Annotated in this window: 14 protein-coding genes; 1 reads left to right on the top strand and 13 read right to left on the bottom strand. The window is 28.2% G+C overall.

Translation table 11 applies throughout. The features are described 5' to 3' along the window. Positions 1 to 78: 78 nt before the first annotated feature. Genes JOC62_RS12515 through JOC62_RS12490 form a run of 6 tightly spaced genes read right to left on the bottom strand, consistent with a single transcriptional unit; the run spans position 79 to position 5,971 of the window. Positions 79 to 2,205, bottom strand: a complete 2,127-nt coding sequence (locus JOC62_RS12515) for a heparinase II/III family protein (RefSeq protein WP_204595617.1) — start codon at positions 2,203 to 2,205, stop codon at positions 79 to 81. A gap of 1 nt (position 2,206) precedes the next feature. Next, positions 2,207 to 3,394 carry a glycoside hydrolase family 88 protein gene (locus JOC62_RS12510; protein ID WP_204595616.1) on the bottom strand — a complete coding sequence of 396 codons (1,188 nt, stop codon included), beginning with the start codon at positions 3,392 to 3,394 and terminating at the stop codon, positions 2,207 to 2,209. Between the two features lie 59 nt (positions 3,395 to 3,453). Continuing rightward, positions 3,454 to 3,945 (bottom strand): PTS sugar transporter subunit IIB, encoded by a 492-nt coding sequence (locus tag JOC62_RS12505; RefSeq protein WP_204595615.1) that lies wholly within the window; start codon positions 3,943 to 3,945, stop codon positions 3,454 to 3,456. Positions 3,946 to 3,991: 46 nt separating this feature from the next. Next, entirely contained in the window at positions 3,992 to 4,786 is a 795-nt protein-coding gene (locus tag JOC62_RS12500) for a PTS system mannose/fructose/sorbose family transporter subunit IID (protein ID WP_243425071.1), read from the bottom strand. Then, positions 4,779 to 5,552 (bottom strand): PTS mannose/fructose/sorbose/N-acetylgalactosamine transporter subunit IIC, encoded by a 774-nt coding sequence (locus JOC62_RS12495; RefSeq protein WP_204595613.1) that lies wholly within the window; start codon positions 5,550 to 5,552, stop codon positions 4,779 to 4,781. The genes JOC62_RS12500 and JOC62_RS12495 overlap by 8 nt, the downstream gene beginning before the upstream one ends. Positions 5,553 to 5,566: 14 nt before the next feature. Beyond that, a complete protein-coding gene (locus tag JOC62_RS12490) occupies positions 5,567 to 5,971 on the bottom strand; it encodes a PTS sugar transporter subunit IIA (RefSeq protein WP_204595612.1) in 405 nt (134 codons plus the stop codon). A 515-nt stretch (positions 5,972 to 6,486) separates the two neighbouring features. On the opposite strand from JOC62_RS12490, the gene JOC62_RS12485 reads away from it, so the two are divergent. Next, positions 6,487 to 8,250, top strand: a complete 1,764-nt coding sequence (locus JOC62_RS12485) for a glycoside hydrolase family 35 protein (RefSeq protein ID WP_204595611.1) — start codon at positions 6,487 to 6,489, stop codon at positions 8,248 to 8,250. A gap of 112 nt (positions 8,251 to 8,362) precedes the next feature. On the opposite strand, the gene JOC62_RS12480 is transcribed toward JOC62_RS12485, so the two are convergent. From JOC62_RS12480 to JOC62_RS12450, 7 genes are all read right to left on the bottom strand, one after another. Beyond that, positions 8,363 to 11,065: a sigma-54-dependent transcriptional regulator gene (locus JOC62_RS12480; RefSeq protein WP_204595610.1), complete on the bottom strand. Its 2,703-nt coding sequence runs from the start codon at positions 11,063 to 11,065 to the stop codon at positions 8,363 to 8,365. A gap of 196 nt (positions 11,066 to 11,261) precedes the next feature. Further along, positions 11,262 to 13,580 (bottom strand): polysaccharide lyase 8 family protein, encoded by a 2,319-nt coding sequence (locus tag JOC62_RS12475; RefSeq protein WP_204595609.1) that lies wholly within the window; start codon positions 13,578 to 13,580, stop codon positions 11,262 to 11,264. A gap of 84 nt (positions 13,581 to 13,664) precedes the next feature. After that, positions 13,665 to 14,564, bottom strand: a complete 900-nt coding sequence (locus JOC62_RS12470; protein ID WP_204595608.1) for a hypothetical protein — start codon at positions 14,562 to 14,564, stop codon at positions 13,665 to 13,667. Positions 14,565 to 15,017: 453 nt separating this feature from the next. Beyond that, a complete protein-coding gene (locus tag JOC62_RS12465; protein ID WP_207758190.1) occupies positions 15,018 to 15,683 on the bottom strand; it encodes a YjgB family protein in 666 nt (221 codons plus the stop codon). Positions 15,684 to 16,020: 337 nt separating this feature from the next. Beyond that, positions 16,021 to 16,998, bottom strand: a complete 978-nt coding sequence (locus JOC62_RS12460) for a hypothetical protein (protein WP_204595607.1) — start codon at positions 16,996 to 16,998, stop codon at positions 16,021 to 16,023. A gap of 21 nt (positions 16,999 to 17,019) precedes the next feature. Beyond that, entirely contained in the window at positions 17,020 to 17,493 is a 474-nt protein-coding gene (locus tag JOC62_RS12455) for a hypothetical protein (RefSeq protein ID WP_204595606.1), read from the bottom strand. A 139-nt stretch (positions 17,494 to 17,632) separates the two neighbouring features. After that, on the bottom strand, positions 17,633 to 18,307 hold the full coding sequence (locus JOC62_RS12450) for a Crp/Fnr family transcriptional regulator (RefSeq protein WP_204595605.1): 675 nt from the start codon (positions 18,305 to 18,307) through the stop codon (positions 17,633 to 17,635). Between the last annotated feature and the right edge of the window lie 271 nt (positions 18,308 to 18,578).

Genomic DNA, 18,578 nt, shown 5'->3' with positions numbered 1-18,578 from the left:
CTACAATGGGCTTCTTTAAACTAACAATAATGACACTCTTTTTTATAAAGTATGACACTATCATATAAATATTAAATTTTAATATGCCAATACAGTTAAACTGTCCTCTTTTTTATTTTCATCTATTACTGCAACTCTTCCATATACTCTATGTCCATTTACAATGTATAACTTTCTTCCCTTTGATTCTTCTTTATGCACAATTAAAACTGTGTAGTCTAATTTATCAATCTTTACTCTTATTCCCTCTGCTATATGTCTGCTTACAACTTTTCCTTGCCAGTCATATACCTCTATGTTTTTAATATTTGAAGTTTTATCCTTATTGATACCATACATAACAGTAGTTACAGATGTGTTTCCGAAGCTTTCTAAGTTTAATACAGCTCTAGTGCTTTCATATATTTTATTATAATCTTTTGATATTTTGCATTTTTCTAATTTAAAGTGTCCACCTTTATAGTGATTATCTAAATCTTTATTACAGATACTATTTAAATAGAAATTTATATTTTTGCCCTCATATTTAACTTTATTTTTATTTATAAGTATTACCTTATCTTTATTGAAGTTATAAAACAAACTATATTTATTCTTATCATTTGCATAGAATTCATCACTTAAAATCCATATGTTTGGCTTTATAAATATAACCTTTCTATTTACTAACACACTATTTTTTTCATTTATATATCCTAAATGTCCACCCTCAACAAAATCATAATTATCTTTAAATTTGTATAATCCCTTTATTGGAGTTGCTACTTTATAATTTCCCCATGAACCTTTGCATACAGTAAATTCTTTTCCATTTACAATGCTTGTATTATGACTTTTTGCCATTTTAAGCTCTATTCTTTCAGGCTTTTCAGGTGAATATGTGTATCTCCCTGAATCAACTAAAATATCCTCACCATTGCATGTAACTTCTAAATGCAACATATCACTATGCCCATGACCACTTCCTAAAAAACCACATTTAAACATGCTATATGAATCACTACTATCAAAACCTGTTCTCATAAAATATAATCCTACATCTTCAAAGGCCTTACTATTAAAGTTAACTTCTTTACTATCTAATTTATCCATTATATAAGTAGATCTATATCCATATGTCATTAATGTATTTAAGTCTATCTTTTTATCACCATAATTTTTAAGTGTTTCATCTTTAAATAAAACTGCTCCAAAATTCATTATATCTTTTAAATTTTCTTCATCGCTGTCTCCATAATTACTTTGACAACCATTTGGCTTCATAATATACAGACTTCCATATGCCATATCTTTTGTTTTCTTTTTTATGATACTTGGAAGATTTGCATTATTATTTTCTGCTATAGTTAATACTTCAAAAAAGCATTTTATCATCTCATTATGATATTGGAATGATTGCTCCCAATGAAGCCCATCTTCAGCAACTTGAAGATTTATTGCTTCTTTTAATATATTTATAGTGTCTTCTCTATACATACTTGAAATCTTTAATTCTGGAAGAAACACCTCTGCTATAAAAGCACCTTCTTGCTCTAGTATCACCCAGTTACTTAATATTCTTTCATCCGCGCTATTATCTTTTAAGTAAATTAAATGCTCATTTATACTTAATAATATATCAGAAAGTAATTCTGCATCAATTTCACCTTTAAGTAATAGTATCTCTAAAGCTTTAATCCAATTCTTTAGTCTTATTCCAGCTTCTATAGTTCTCCATGTTGTGTTGTATAGTTCTTTTCTTAATCTATTATTTTCTATCCAATCTTTAAATAAATTCTTTAAAGTCTTTATATACTTTTTGTTACCAGTAAATAAATAACTTTGTGCTAATACAACAAAGTATCTATGCCTATTTAGCATAAAAGTCCACTCATTATCATTAAAAGGATTTAAGCTCCAATCAATATTTTTATTAAAAATTATCTTTTTATGGCATCTTTCCATTTCCCAAGGAAGATTAAATACAAATTCATTAAGGCATACTTCTTCACTTATATCTAACATAATTTGAATATCTTCTTTTAGATTATTCTTTGCATAATTTATTATCTCGTCTTCACTATCAATAAATCCATGTACTGATTTTCTACTTATATAATAATTTTTTAATTCTTCTAAGGCCTCTGAGATATTGTTATTTTCATAATTTTCCTTTACTTTTTCAAGGCCTTTATAATCTAAATTTAATACTTCAAATACATTCATTCTACCAGTAACCTCCAAAGTCTTCCTTATACAATCTCATTAAGGATTCCATAAAGAAATAATCTCCCCAAAGATTACATTCATCAACTCCTTTATTATGTTGCCATGAGTATACTCCATGCATTAGTATTCCATCTGAATCTTCATTTACTGTCATATAATTGTTTATTAAATTTCTAATCATTTCATGAGCTGATCTTGTATAAACTTCTTTATTTTCATAATCCTTGAAAAGTTTATTCATTTCAAATATTCCACAAGCGGCTATAACTGCTGATGAGGAATCTCTTGGCTCCTTATCTTCCTCTTTAAAAATTAAGTCCCAATAAGGAATTAAATCTTCTGGTAATCTATTTAAATAGTAGTTTGTTACTCCTTTAAATATCTCTTCTGAATCTTCATTCTTGTTATACTTGTAATTAATTGGTAATCCCAGTATTGCCCATGCTTGTCCTCTAGCCCAACATGAATCATTTTTAAAGCCTTGATGTGTTACTCCTTTTACTGCCTCTCCAGTATTTCTATCAAAATAATATGTGTGATATGTTGATGAGTCTTCTCTAATTACATTATTGATAGCTGTTTTGAAATGATTATTTGCTACATCTAAAAATGATTTATCTAAAGTTTCTTCATAAGCCCAATATAGTAATGGTAGGTTTAAGAAGCAATCTATTATAAGTCTATATTCTTTTTCATCAGAAAGATCTCCCCAAGCTTGTATAAACTCTCCCTTAGCTTGATATCTTCCCTTTAATTTATTAGCTGCTTTAAGTCCAAGCTCCCTAGCTTCCTTATCCCCTGTTATTTTATAATCAGCAATGGCTGATAAGGAATAAAGGAATCCTAAATCATGGTGATTTAAAACATAGTCTTTTTCATATCTTTCTTTAAAGTTTTGTGTATGAAGCTCGGCTATCTCTCTATATTTTGCATCTCCTGTATATTCGTATGCTAGCCATAACATCCCTGTCCAGAATCCATTTGTCCAATCATCATTATCTTTAACTCTATATTTTAAATTTGTGGTACATGCACTTGGAAATTTATTAGTATATCTATCTAAATTTTCATCTATATTTTTTATTATTCTATCTAGCCCTATTTTTATTTCTTCCTTATTTAATAAACTTTTATTTAAAAGCTCTTTCTTATCTTTTATTTCCTCTATATATAATATTTTTCTCATAATACTCTACTCCTAAACTTATTATTATCTATAAAAAAGGGACCTTATGGTCCCTAATACTAAAAACTAACTTTACTTAAGAAATTTTCTAATAACACTTCTGATTCATCAGGTACCATTCTTGCAGTTAGCCTAACTCCTCTATTTCCTAATTCTTTAAAATCTTCAAATTCCTCTTTGGTTATACTTAAAGATTTTTTTATTTGAACTGTATTATCTCTTTTAGCCATGTTTCCAACATTTATTTCTTTAATTTCTAATCCTCTATCCATTAAATCTAATGCATCTTTTGGGCTTTTTAAAACTAGTAATACTTTTTGATTTGAATATTTTTCAGAAAGGATATTTGTTGCTGCCGTATCCTTTGATATTATTGATGTTGCAATTCCAGGTGGTGCCACCATTCTTAATATCCCTTTTTGCATTTCATCTGCAGCAACCTCATCATTTGCAACCATTATTCTACTTGCTCCTAGCCCAGTAGACCATCTAGCTGCAACCTGTCCATGTATTAATCTATCATCTATTCTTATATGAATTATACCTTTCATTCTAAATTCCTCCCCTATATCATTTATAATCTTATTTTACACTAATTTAAGCAAGTATCTTTAAATTGTGTAATATTATTCCTAGAGCCATAAGTATGAATATTGCTTTTGTTGAAGTCATTTTCTTTCTTCCTAATAACCAATAAGTAAATCCAACCAATGCAACTGGCGCTAGACCTGGTAATATTTTATCTGCAATTTCCTGCAATTTAAATACAACTTCTCCATTTTGCCATTCAAATGCAAACTTAGCATTTATAACGCTTGGAACTAATGCACCAACTACTACAATCCCTAAAATATTTGCAGCTTCTGTAACATTTTTTAGCATTCCACCAATTGATCCAACAAGCTTAGTACCTTGAGTATATCCAATATCAATAAACTTTTTCATACAGAATAACCTTATGAAGTTAAATGCTATCCATAAGAAAATACCAATTGGATTTCCTTCTAGAGCCATATAAGCTGCTATTGATCCTATAACTGTATTAGGTAATACTGTAAATAAAGTATCTCCAACTCCTGCAAGTGGTCCCATAAGGCCTGTCTTTATAGCTGTAACTGCTTCTATAGCTGTTTTCCCTTGCTCTTCTAAGGCTAATGATGCACCAACTATTAATGATCCTGTTGTAGCATTTGTATTAAAGAATTGAATATTATTTTCTACAGCTTCCTGTAATCCTTCTTTATCATCAGCATATATTTCTTCTAAAGCAGGTAATACTGCATATCCATATCCAAGCCCCTGCATTGTTTCATAATTCCAACATGTATGAACCCCTAATAACCATCTTTTGAAAACTCTATTCATTGTTTTTTTAGATATTCTTTTACTCATCTTCGTCATCTCCTCCACCTACAACTGCAACATTTCCTTCTCTTCTTCTTTCAAATGTCATCAATGCTAATGCTAGTCCAATTAATGATATTCCAAGCATTGGTACATTTAAGTATGCAGCTAATGCAAAACCTATTAATAAATAAGCAACATATTTTTTAATTGATAAATATTTAAGTAATATTGCGATACCTAAAGCTGGTACTATCGCACCTGCTGTTTTTAATCCACCCATTAACCATTGAGGCATATTATTTATAACGTTTTCAACAAAAGCAGTTCCTAATGATAATCCAATTGCAACTGGAATAGCTCTTGATAAAGCCCAAGGAAGTAACCCTAATATATTCATTCTTTCTAGGCCTTTATAATTTCCTTCTTTAGCATAAGTAGTTGCTTTTTGTTGTATAAATGTATTTGTAAATCTTGCAAGAACATCTAATTGAGTAAGTAATAACGCTACTGGGATTCCTAAAGAAATTCCAATTTCAGGTCCATCCCCTGACATTATAGCAAAGGCTGCTCCAAGTACTGCTCCACTTGTATAATCTGGAACAACAGCTCCTCCAAAGTTACCAACTCCTAGAGACATAAGATTAAGTGTACCACCTACAAAAAGTCCTGTTTGCATATCTCCTAATATTAATCCAGCTATTCCTCCAGCTACAGTAGGTTTAGCTAGTCCAAATCCAGTGTTTAGTCCATCATACTGTGCAATAACTATAAATACTGTTACTGCAATTATTTGCCATAATTTAATGTCCATTTTTTAATTCCTCCTTATTCATCATCCTCATTATTATTTAATATAATTCCTGGTCTTATAGAATCTTTGGTAGATTCCACTATTTTAAGAGCTATCTCATCTATATTAGATCCTTCGCTCATAATAGCCTCAATTAACATTGATAAATTAATTCCTGAAATAACTTTAACATCACTATCATTTCCAGATTCATATAATGCTTTATTAAATGGTGAACCTCCAAATAGGTCAGCTAGTATCAGTACTTTCTTATTTTTAGTTTTTATTTCTCCTATTTTCTCTTTTAATCTTTTATGAAATATTTCCACCCCATCATCATATAATCCTAAATAGTTAATTTCAGATCCTAATATCATTTTTACTGCATCATTAAACCCCTTGGCTAATGTACCGTGACTTACTACTAAAACTTCATACATCTTACCTTCCCTCCTTGACTATATATATTAGCAATTGGTGTGCCAACTTTTAAGTACGCTAAGATTTTTAAATTAATATATATACAAATCCCTTTAATTTATTGGGCTTATAGAGATTAATTTATTTTTTTATAATTCCTTGTTTTATATTTTTTAGAATTACATTTTTTAAATTTATTGACACCAAATATACTTTTTATATCTCTTTCCTCTCTTTTGTCTGACAAAAATATAAAATTATATGACACTTATTAAAATCTAATAATAAATAATACGACATTAATCAATGTATAATTTAACTTAACATTATACTAATATAATTTTATAAGATTTTAATTAAAATACTAGATTTATCCATATATAATGTAATAATTTATTCTAATTAAACTTAAAATTCATATTATTTAATGAATGTATTCCCACTTAATTGAAGCTAAAGTGCATAAAAGCATATGACACTAGATTGGCATACTTATTGCTATTATTTATATAGATTGAATTTTAGGAGGATATATATGAGTAAGTTTGAAATAAAAGAAGATTTCTATTTAAATGATAAAAAAATAAAAATAATATCAGGTGCTGTACATTATTTTAGAATAGTACCTGAGTATTGGAAAGACAGATTAGAAAAACTTAAATCTATGGGATGTAATTGCGTTGAGACATACATACCTTGGAATTATCATGAAAGTAAAAAAGGTGAGTTTAACTTTACTGGCAATCGTGATTTTGTTAAATTCATAAAAATTGCTGAGGAGCTTGGACTTTATGTAATACTTAGACCTACACCTTATATCTGTGCAGAATGGGAGTTTGGTGGATTACCTGCTTGGCTTCTAAAAGATGACTCAATGAGAGTTAGAAGTACTTATAGAGGATTTCTAGATGCTGTTGACTCTTACTTTAAAGAATTATTTAAATATATAGTTCCTCTTCAAATAACTAATGGTGGTCCTGTTATTATGATGCAAGTGGAAAATGAATATGGCTCTTTTAGTAATGATAAAGATTATTTAAAGGCTATAAAATCTCTAATGATAATTCATGGTGCTACTGTTCCACTTTTCACTTCTGATGGTGGATGGAAAGAAGCTCTTGAAGCTGGAACCTTGATTGAAGATGGAGTTTTTCCTACTGCAAACTTTGGCTCTAGAACAAAGGAACAAATTTCTAATCTAAATACATTTATGAAAGAAAATAATATAGAAGGTCCCCTAATGTGTATGGAATTTTGGATAGGATGGTTTAATAACTGGGGTGGTGAATTTAAAAGAAGAGATAGCGACGATGCAGCAAAAGAATTAAAGGATATGCTAGAAGAAGGTCATGTGAATATTTATATGTTCCATGGTGGTACAAACTTTGGTTTATATAATGGTTGTAGTTATCATGATGGTATAGATCCTCAAACAACAACTTACGATTATGATGCTCCACTTACTGAATGGGGAGAACCTTCTGAAAAATACTTTAAATTTAAAGAAGTTATCTCTAACTTTAAAGAGCTTCCTAAAGTAAATATATCTAATAATATTAAATTTAAGGATTACGGAGAAATAAAACTTTCTAATAAAGTGTCATTATTTAATACTTTAGAAAAATTAGCTACTCCTGTTTATACTCCTCAAACATTAAGCATGGAAAAGCTTGATCAAAACTTTGGATATATATTATATAGAGCTAAACTTTCTAATATGAATCCTTTAGAAAAAGCTAAGTTAGTAGATTGTGATGATAGAGCTCAAGTATTTTTAAATGGAAACCATGTAACAACTCAATATAAAGATAATCTTGGATCAAATATTCCTTTAGACTTTAATAGTAATTCTGATAATACATTAGATATTCTTGTGGAGAATCTAGGTAGAATAAATTATGGAGCAAGTTTAGTAAGTCCAAAACAACGTAAGGGAATTAAAGGCGGAGTAATGCTTGATATTCATTTCCATACTGGTTGGGATCATTACTGCCTAGATATGGAGGATATTAGTAAAGTAGATTTTAGTCTTGGCTACACGGAAAATACTCCTTCATTCTATGAATATACTTTTACAGTAGATGAAACGGGTGATACATTCCTTCATTTACCTGATTTCGGTAAGGGCTGTGCTTTTATAAACGGCTTTAACCTTGGCCGCTTCTGGGATATAGGTCCAACAAAATATTTATATATCCCTGCACCGCTTTTAACATTGGGTGAAAATAAAATTGTCATATTTGAAACTGAAGGAAAATATAGTTCTAATATAAGTCTTAGAGACAAACCTCTTTACTAAAATATATAGCACATAGTAGATGTTTACTATGTGCTATTATTATAATTTCATTCTATAAAAGTTACGTACTTTTATGTTGTTTTATTATTAAATTCTTTTATATTAAATCATTTTAGCCTCTTTTTCTCATATGAATTATATCATATATATTAATAATCTCAGCAAGGCTTAAAGAAACCTTATATTCTTTAAGTATATCTTTAAATATATTATTTGTTTCCAAAATAAAATCCTTATTGTTCTTTATAAATGATTCTTCATAAGGATGATCTGTTATTTCATCTCTTAAAACTAGCCTTTCAATTAACATACTTATATGTATGAATAAAGCAAGCTTTAAGTCACTTTCAAAATTCATATTTAATGCTAACTGATAATTATTTACTACCTTAGATACTTCATCAACTATCTTGTTTGGATTAAGTATTGTAAGTTGATTTAATATATTTTGTAGTGAAAGGAATTTTATCATATCATCCTTTATATCATCTATGCTTTTCTTTTTATTTACATCCTTTAATACTTCTTCTAATATATCATCTGACTCTCCATTTATTAAGTTTTGAAGACTTATTGCTCTAACCTCTGGTACATCTATTGTAGTTGTTGATATAACTAATCTTACATCATAATCCTTTAATGTATTATTATTTTTAATACCTTCAGAAATACTATTATAGTCCTGTGCTAATATCTCTATATCAGCTTGTCCAATACACTTTAATATTATTTCTCTTATCTTTTCTGCTGTTCCAACTCCTGAAATACATGTAACAACTATAGCCTTCTTTTTATCCTTTGCTTCATAGAATCTATACTCTGTGCTATTATTCTTAGAACAACTTTCTACTATATCTTCTATGTTTTCTTTATTTATTATTTTACTAGCCACATCTAAGGCTAGCCTTGTTGATATATTATTTATTATCCCTACATTTCCATTCACATTACTTTTTAGTTCTTCATATATTTCATTTAAAGAGCCCATATCAACTAATATAATAGTTCCATTTTCCGTATTTATATTTGTTAGATATTCCTTTATTCTACTTACTACAGTAGAAGTTGGGACATCTATTGGCATATCAAAAGGTTCAAATATAAATTCCTCAAAACAAGTGTTAGCAACTGCAGCTATACTACTTGCAGTAGAAAATCCATGAGCAACTATTATTCCATTACATTTACTCTTATTCTGTGATATGAATCCATTAAAGTATAGAGTAAGGAATATAAATAATATACCTCCAAGCTTTCTATCTAAAGTATTTTCTATTATTTCACTTAGCTTTTTACCTAAAAGATAACTCTTAGATAACCTTTTCTTTAATATGTTTATATATCCCTTATATTCATTTTGAGTTTTTATATCTTCATTTTCATTACTTCCTAATAGAATAATTACATAAGTTAAAACTTTTGTTGTATTTCCATAATATTTTATTCCATAGTTTTTCTGTATGAACATTAAAGCATTTTCTACTACATTAAATATTAATTCATAAGTTAATATATCCTTTTCTACGTGAGAATTATTAAAAATCATTTCTTTAAGAATTTTATTGATGAATCTATTAGATTGTTTTGTGAATATCTCTTCATCAATTGTACCCTTATTTAAATTATTTAAGCTCTTTAAAATATTTTTAAGTTCTTTTTTTATGGTTTCATTATCCTCGTATTCTGAATTTAAAATTTTATTTTCTATATTATTATCTTTATATATTTTCATATTTTCATGATAAAAGTTCTTTTTTATATTTGTAGAATTTTTAAATTTACCTGGAAGATCTCTTAAATCTATTTCAATTTCCTTGCCTTTATTATTACTTCTATAAGCATTTGCGCAGCTACTTATTATAATATTTTTAAGTAATCCTATATTTCCATTCCCATTTATAGATAGTAATGAATTTACCACATTCTTGCTTACTACTAAATCTTTATTAATTTCCTTTGCTTCGTTATGATAAAAGTTATATATCATAGATAGTCTTTCTGATAATGTTCTTTCATCTAGACTTGGAATATCAACAAATATGGGAATTCTTCTCTTAAATGTATCTAATAAGACTTCATCTAAATTCTCAGTAGTTGCAAATATAAATCTAACATTTGCCCTTCTCCATTTGCTTGTCTCACCTATTCTTCTAAATTTTCCTTGATCTAAAAAAAGAAATAACTTTTCCTGGCCTTCTGGTGAAAGTCTATGGACTTCATCTAAAAATAAATATCCTCCATCAGCAGATTCTATAAGTCCTTCTGTATCCTTATCTGCCCCTGTAAAAGCTCCTTTTTTATATCCAAAAAGATTTGCTGATAAAAGCTCTGGATTATTTGCATAATCAGCACAGTTAAATGTAATAAATGGTGCATCACTTTTTATGCAATCTTTATGTATTGCATATTCATATATTATACTTGCAATAAAACTTTTACCTACACCACTATTTCCTGTTAAGGTTATTGGTAGCCCCTTATTAGGATATACAGCTGCTGCTTTACATTGTTCCACTTGTTCTTTTAAGCTTCCGTTACTTCCTATTAATTTTAAAAAGGGATCTTTATTACTCTCTTCCTTGCAATCAACATCATTACTACTTTCTACTTCTATTGATAATGTATCATAAAAATATACTGGTCTAGTATTAGTTTTCATTGCCTTTCCATCTCTGCAAAGTTCATTTAAATAATGACTAACTACATTCCTTGGAATTTCTAATAATACTGCTATTTCATTTGCTGTTATTCCTTTTTTCTTTGAATCCTTATTCAACTCTACTAGTTTATTATAAACTTTATCCCTTATTTTCAACGTATATCCCCCTCTGTAAATTTTTACATATAAATTATATATTAAATGTTTACATATTGTAAATATTTAGATAGCTTGTCTTTAAATATACTACTTATGATAATACAAAAAGTTATTTAATTAATAATTCCACTAAATATAATGGGAAGATAATCAAAATATCCCCCCATTTATTTATAATTTATTATAGAACATTTTACTTTTTCTTTGTCATCTTTAATCTAGCAATACTACTTTGACCATTAGAATCTTTAGCATCCATTTCTATTATTACTTTATCTCCATTTTTAGTTATAATAAGTCTATCATCTTTCTCTAAAACTTTATGAAGTTTTCCACTGATCTCAATTCTAATCTTCCCCTTATTTTTCATTGTAGGGTCAGATACTCCTATTTCAATTTCTCCACCATTTATCTCTCTTAATATTACTGATGATTGACCAGTTACTTTTAATCTTCCATTATCAATAGAAGTCTCTTCATTATTCCAAACATTTGCCCCTAAGATACCCTTCTTTTCATCTTTTACAGCTTGTACATTCTCATTATTTGAAATAACTTTTATATCGGAATTCTTTGAATACTTTTCAACTTCATTCATGCTTTTATTTGGAAGTAATACATATTCATAAGTATCATTTACTGGATTCTTACCATGCTCCTTAAACATAGTGAAGAATGTGTTAGCTTTAACTTCTGACGATTGTCCATTGTTTATATCCTTCCAACTTCCAGATCTAGTGTCTCTTAAAATATTAAACTCATCTGATTTAGGGAAATAATATCCTATACTTGAATTATTGTCTTTACCTTTTAGATAAGCCCATGAAACATCTTTAACCTTAGTTTCTTCATCTATTTTATTTGTTAGGTCCTTTCCATCAATAAATATCTTATCTACATCTTTATTAATTAACCTATTTTCTACTATTGTTTCAACTCCACTATCTTTTGTACTATTAATTCCAGCTCCTAGTGCTACTATCTCATCATCAAACATAAAGTATGATTTCTTAGCTTCTAAATCCATACCTAAATCTTTATTTGAATTACTTCTCTTATTATCTAGGTACATTCCAGCTACTCCATAATCACCTAAGGATACTCCTCCAACCCAATCTCTATTAGAAGTTGCTGTTTCTCCTGGGCCATAATTAGTTCCTGCTACATTTTTAAATATATCTTTATTATCAACTGTAGTACCTGGCAATCTCTTTGAATCAACTGTTGGCCAATAATCCTTTGAATATTGTTCAATATCTCCATTATAAAGATAAGTCATTCCATCAGATGTATGATATCCCTTTAAGTTTTCACCATTTAATGATTCATAATTAGAAATTCTACTTGAATACATACTCACTCCAAATACAAATCCATTTCTTCTATGAACTACTCTATCCATATTAGGGAATATATAACTTCCAATTAAATCTCCTCTTGGCTTAACGTTTTCATCCTTCATAAGGGCATTCGCTTGAACAATAAATTGAAGGTTATTGGATGTTTCTATAAAATCTCTAGCATCATTAGAAGTTATCCACTCCTTAATCATTGCCTTATATCTATCTGCATATTCTTTTGGTGCAGTCTCTGTATAGAATGCAAGAATTCTTCTCATAATTCCAAAGCCATGTCCATAATCTTTCTCATTTTCTCTTGAAATAGATCTTCCACTAACCATATCCATCATTGCACCTTTGTAGATAAGAGGCTCAAAGGAATCAAGAATAACCTTATATATATTATTAAGCTTTTCTTTATCAATGCTCCAAGGTGTATCATTTAGAACATGTGCCATTTCTCCAACTCCGCCTACAAATACAGATCCATACGAACCTGCATATGGTATACTTCCATGCTCTACCCATGAACCATCTTTATAATATCCATCAACTTTAGTTCCTTCTTCAGCTATAATATCATCTACATATTTAAATAATGGATCTAAATGACCTACTCCATAACTTATTCTATCTTCATTTTTTGAAAGGAGGCCACTATAAATTACAACCTTACACATATCAGCTCTATTTGCACCAACGGATGGATACTTTCCTTGAGTATGCTTAGTTGGGTCCTTAACATAATTATCAATTATATCTGTATATTTTAGGATTTCTAAATCAGTAAGCTCATCTCTAATCATAATAAGTATGCCATTTAACTTTTGAGGTGATCCTATCTCCCAGTCCCACCAGTTATTATAAAACTTTTTGCCATCATATCTATTTTGAATAAGCCACTCTAAGCCTGATTTTATATCCTTTAATAATTCTTTATTTCCATAAAGATAAGAACCTTTAAGCTTATATGCAACAGTCATATCATAAAGTCTATTAAATTGAGTAGTTATATTAGCAGAATTTGTTGTACTTGTAGTATCACTCCAAAGGCCTTTTTTATCATCACCTTTAGTCATTGTATTCCAATACTTCTCACCACTTTTAGTTAACTCATTTATAATTTCTACTGTTTTAGAATCATTTAAATCAATAATTGAATTTGGAACCATTGTCTCCAATATACTATCTAAGGCTTTATTGAAATCATTATCATTTATCTCTTTAATATTGACCTTAAATGATCCAACTTCCTTTTAGCTTTCACTTATTGCTGTGATTGTTGTAGAACCATTACTAATTCCACGAATAATTCCATCCTCAACCTTAGCAATTGATTCATCAGCTGAATGTAATGTAAATTTTTCTTTAGACCCTACAGGATATATTGTTGCAGTTGGCTTAAATGGTACACCAATACCTAAGTTAACTTCATCACTTGCAAAATCTACTCTTTCTAAGTTTGAACTTACAGTATCTATCTTTAGATTGTCAATTTCAAAGCTACCTTTAGCCCCTACACTATTTGATGATACTCTTCCAAATACAAATATTATTTTCATCTTAGTTGCAGCATTAGATGGTGTATTAGTAGTTAATTTATATTCTGTCCAATCACTGCTTCCAGATATAGTTTTAATATCCTTTCTCTCAACAACTTTATTTGATGAATCATAATACTCTGCCCTTATATATAGAGGTTCATTAGCTGAAATATCTGTAATTTTAATATTTATTGATACATTATAATCTGTATTGGGGTTTATATTTACGTAGCTATCAGGTTGGAAGAAACCTACACTATTGTTACAGGATACTTTAACGTATTTTCCTCCTGTCATAGCATTGTTAGTAACCTCTCCATATGGAGTATTCTCTCCTGTAGCTGCTGCTCCAGCCCATTTTCTAAGCTGCCAATTTAATGGTCTAGTTTCATCTTTCCACCAAGTTTTATAAGTGATATTTTCTTCTTTAATGACTTTGTCAAAGCTTTCATTTAATAATTCACTATTTTTAAATGAAACCTCCTCACTAGTTACCTCTGATTTTTTATTATCTGCGAATGCATAACTTACATTCATTAATCCAAGGGTATTCGTTACACATACTGCTGTTATACAGTTTAAGATAAGCTTTTTGATTCTTTTTTTATTCATATAAATATCAGCCCCCTAAAGTATTTCTAACAATAATACTTTAGCAAGATATGTGCCATATTTTAGGGTAGTTGATAAATAGTGGCTTCTTTATAAAATAAATTAAAATTTTTTCTATTTGTCATATATAAAATAGTATATATAGGTTACACTTAGATTATAATTGGAGTAAATTTTAATAATTCTAGTTTTTAGTTATGACAGATATGTCGAATGTGATGATTTATTTTAGAAAGTGTGCTACTTAGCTAGTAATTTCTATTACAGATATGAAAAAGATGTATAGCTTAACCTCTTCATTTTTCTTAGCATTTTAGCTTTATTTGATTATCTTATATAGTAGCAAAGTATTTCCACACATAAAATCTACTATATATTTTTATTATTTCTCTTATATTTAGGTTGTAATAATAAAATAAAACACAGTAGATTACTATCTACCGTGTTTATATTTTACCACTCTCTTCCTCCATACTCCGCCATAGAGTTTTTAGTCAATTCAGGATATAAAACAGAATAATGTTTTAATTTTAAATTTTTATTATCAAATACAAAAAGTATTTTAAACTTTTCTGATATCTTATATCCAATAATTTTTTCATTTAATTTAGTTGTTACATTATAATCAGGCTTTCCAAAAAAGTTTTCTACATTATTTAACTTTAATTCATCTAAACTTTTATCTAAAGATCTTATTTCAAAGATTTGTTCGCCTTTATTACAACCAAAAATCAAATTATTAGAATCAAATTTAAAATAATCTCCTTTAGCAGACTCAACATAAATTTCATTAGATGGCTTTCCTAATTTATTTATTACAGAATTTATAGAGTCACCTAATTTATAACTTGAATTTATTACTTGCCCTTTAATGGCATGTGATTTTATATTAGATAAAAATATATAATTTTTTGACTTATCATTGTCATTATTATTCACATTTTTTGTGCTATTCACCTTTTTATCATTATTACTTTTATCATTAGTTTCATTAGGAGATTCATTATTTCCTTTTTTATTACTATCATTTTTAGAGTTTGAATCATTTAATGATTTACTAGAATCGTTAATTGTTTCATTTTTTTTGTTTGAATTATTGCTACACCCAAATAATATCATTATGCCCAAAGCTACAACTATAGTTACTATTAATAATTTTTTTATTAAAATCTCCCCCTTTTTATTTGTATACTAAGCTTTTACAAAAATACTATATATGATTATCATTTTGAATTAAATGATAATCATATATCTCTAAAAGAATTTTAATTATTTATTAAAAATTCAACACCAGCTGGAGTTACTTTAAACGTAACCCAACCATTAACTACTTTTATATTTTTAGGTCCATTTATAAATTTAGTATTTGAATCTAACTTTAGACTACTAGTATGACCTAAATCGCATTTTAATTTTTACACATAATAAATATCCTAATCTTTAAATATTTTTAGTATTAGTTATTCATTAACACTTCAAGACCAGTATCAGTAACTTTTAATGTCACATTATTATTTTTATCAAATTTTATATTAGGGGACCAGTGATCATTACCACCATTGAGTGAAACATTACCAGGACCAGCAGTAGCTACAATAATTAGGTCTCCAGGTTTAACATTAATAGAAAAAGGCACATTCTGTTTTAAAGTTACATTATGAAAATCATTATCATTATTTAAAGAATATGATATATCTGAATTACCAAAAGGAATAGCTGTAAAAATGGCAGAATTATCTTTAAATTTTAAAGATATTGTATTACCTTGTTGATTACCGAATTCAAAGTTACTTGCTTGGGACCACTTTCCAGTAGGGGCTTGCTTTTCAGCATTGAAAGTAAGAACTAAATTACCTTTAACATCTGTTTCTGATGTTAATTTACCATCTTTCGCATGTTGAGTAATATTTGCTAAGTCTTTATCATTTGCACTAAATTGTATATGTTCAGTTGCTTTTGAAGTTATACTTATAGCATCACCTGTAGATTTATCTGTAACGTTTTGTATCCATGGTGTTGTTGGATTTGCAGCTTGACCTGCATTTAATGATAATGCTAATTCTAAGTTACTGTCTGTTGGATTCACTTTATCTGGTGTTGTTAATGTTACTCCATTTTCATCTGTTACATCATATTGAGATGTTACATTTACTGACGTATCTCCATTATTTGTTATAATGTAATCTGCTGATTTTAAATTAGCCTTTTGAGTATCCTTATTATAGCCAATGTCAAATGCCATACTTGTTGGTATTGATACATTAATTTCTGATGGTGTAGGTGGTGTAGGTGGTGTATATTTTTCAATACTACCTGTTACTGGTACAGTCCCAGATTGTGGAGAACCTCCTTGTAAATCTGCCGCAAATACCGGTACTCCCATTGACATACTCATTGAAATTACGATTAAGCTTGATAAAAATTTCTTTTTCATTTGTATCCTCTCCTTTTATAATTAATTTTTTATATTTATATTTAGGATAGCTTTAGCTTCTCCTAGATATTTATCATTGTTTTTAGAATCAAAAGCTTTTATTGTTGCTACTGCTTCATAAGTTCCCTTTGGTAAATGCTTACTAAGTTTAGCACTTTCTATATAATGATTAGGTTCCATTTTACCTGTCTTAAATACAACTTCATTATTTGATTTTAATCTTATGGTTACCTCTATAGGAAATGTATTATAATGAGGATTAGCAATTCTTAAATTTCCTTCTGAATCACCATTTTTAAATACAGGATTACTATTGATTTCAAAAGAAAATTTAGATGAATCTGCTTTTTTTTGTAGTTCTTCTAAAGACGTTCCTGGTAAATCTCCAATTTTCCCTACTGAATTACTATAATTTAAATTCTTATACCATAAGAAAGCGCCAATCCCTAATATAAGCAATAATATTATTATCCCTACTATTATTTTCTTTTTCATTTTGACTATATCTCCTTTCTTGATAAAAGAATACTATACTAACAACAAACACAAAATGACAAAAGTCAAAATTTTTCGACAAAAAAATAATTAACTTAAATAATATTATTCAAGTTAATTATTTTTAAGTTAATTATTTTTAAAAAACACATAACTCCTCGTTACAATCCTTGCAATTTAATTCATCTTTCATATAATTAATATTTTTTATTGTTATAAATCCTCCTTTAATTTCTATAAGATTCTTTTTTTTAATTTTTGACAATAACCTACTAATAGTCTCATATGATGTTCCTGTAAACTCAGATAAATCCTTATTTGATATCTTTAAATCTATTTTAATACCCTCATCTGTATGAATTCCATATGAATTAGAAAGCCTAATTAATACAGAATATAAGCTTTTTTCTTTATTGTTACATAATAGATCTCTCATTTGTAAATATGTTTTTTGAAAAAAAAGATCATAGTAAGTTAAAATTAAACTTCTCAACTCATCATCTCTTTCAATCTCTTTTGTTGGAATTATACCAAATATACTATCTTCAATTGTTTCAATCCTAAATAAATTAACAAATGTTTGATATTTATTATAAGGCTTTAACATTACATTTTTTCCAGAATATATAGTTAAAATTAGTTCATTAGAATCATGTAATAAATGAGTCACCTTGACTTTTCCCGATAATAATATATAAGTACTATCACTAAATTCATTTTGTTCTAAAACAATTTTATTTTTTTTAATACATATCTTTTTTTTAATTAAAGGAATTAATTTATTCATTAATTCTTTAGTCGTACTTTTAATCATACTTTGTCCAACTCCTTTTATCTTTCATAGACACCTTGATTATACAATAATACCTTTTATATTCAACTTAAGAGTTTACTTACAGTAAAAACAAGTATTTAAAATACTATTATATTTGTTAATAAATACTATTATATTTTAATTTTTTTCTTTTCTTTATTTTTTTGTTTGTAATGGTAGGTGTATGAGTTTAGTGGGGTTGGGGGAGGGCGGCCGGTGGCGGGGGTTAGTGTTGTTGGGGTGGGTGGTGGTGGTTTGTTGTTGGTGTGGG

Origin of the sequence: Clostridium sardiniense (assembly GCF_016907995.1) — a bacterium.
Classification (GTDB): domain Bacteria; phylum Bacillota; class Clostridia; order Clostridiales; family Clostridiaceae; genus Clostridium; species Clostridium sardiniense.
Note: the sequence above shows the minus strand (reverse complement) of the source record. Positions and strands in the feature narration are given on the sequence as shown.

Excerpts from the sequence above, each read along its gene's own strand:
- JOC62_RS12450 (WP_204595605.1), bottom strand. The coding sequence starts at position 18,307 with ATGATTAAAAGTACGACTAAAGAATTAATGAATAAATTAATTCCTTTA.
- JOC62_RS12475 (WP_204595609.1), bottom strand. The coding sequence starts at position 13,580 with ATGGTTCCAAATTCAATTATTGATTTAAATGATTCTAAAACAGTAGAA.
- JOC62_RS12495 (WP_204595613.1), bottom strand. The coding sequence starts at position 5,552 with ATGGACATTAAATTATGGCAAATAATTGCAGTAACAGTATTTATAGTT.
- JOC62_RS12470 (WP_204595608.1), bottom strand. The coding sequence starts at position 14,564 with ATGAATAAAAAAAGAATCAAAAAGCTTATCTTAAACTGTATAACAGCA.
- JOC62_RS12465 (WP_207758190.1), bottom strand. The coding sequence starts at position 15,683 with ATGATATTATTTGGGTGTAGCAATAATTCAAACAAAAAAAATGAAACA.
- JOC62_RS12500 (WP_243425071.1), bottom strand. The coding sequence starts at position 4,786 with ATGAGTAAAAGAATATCTAAAAAAACAATGAATAGAGTTTTCAAAAGA.
- JOC62_RS12490 (WP_204595612.1), bottom strand. The coding sequence starts at position 5,971 with ATGTATGAAGTTTTAGTAGTAAGTCACGGTACATTAGCCAAGGGGTTT.
- JOC62_RS12510 (WP_204595616.1), bottom strand. The coding sequence starts at position 3,394 with ATGAGAAAAATATTATATATAGAGGAAATAAAAGATAAGAAAGAGCTT.
- JOC62_RS12485 (WP_204595611.1), top strand. The coding sequence starts at position 6,487 with ATGAGTAAGTTTGAAATAAAAGAAGATTTCTATTTAAATGATAAAAAA.
- JOC62_RS12455 (WP_204595606.1), bottom strand. The coding sequence starts at position 17,493 with ATGAAAAAGAAAATAATAGTAGGGATAATAATATTATTGCTTATATTA.
- JOC62_RS12505 (WP_204595615.1), bottom strand. The coding sequence starts at position 3,945 with ATGAAAGGTATAATTCATATAAGAATAGATGATAGATTAATACATGGA.
- JOC62_RS12460 (WP_204595607.1), bottom strand. The coding sequence starts at position 16,998 with ATGAAAAAGAAATTTTTATCAAGCTTAATCGTAATTTCAATGAGTATG.
- JOC62_RS12515 (WP_204595617.1), bottom strand. The coding sequence starts at position 2,205 with ATGAATGTATTTGAAGTATTAAATTTAGATTATAAAGGCCTTGAAAAA.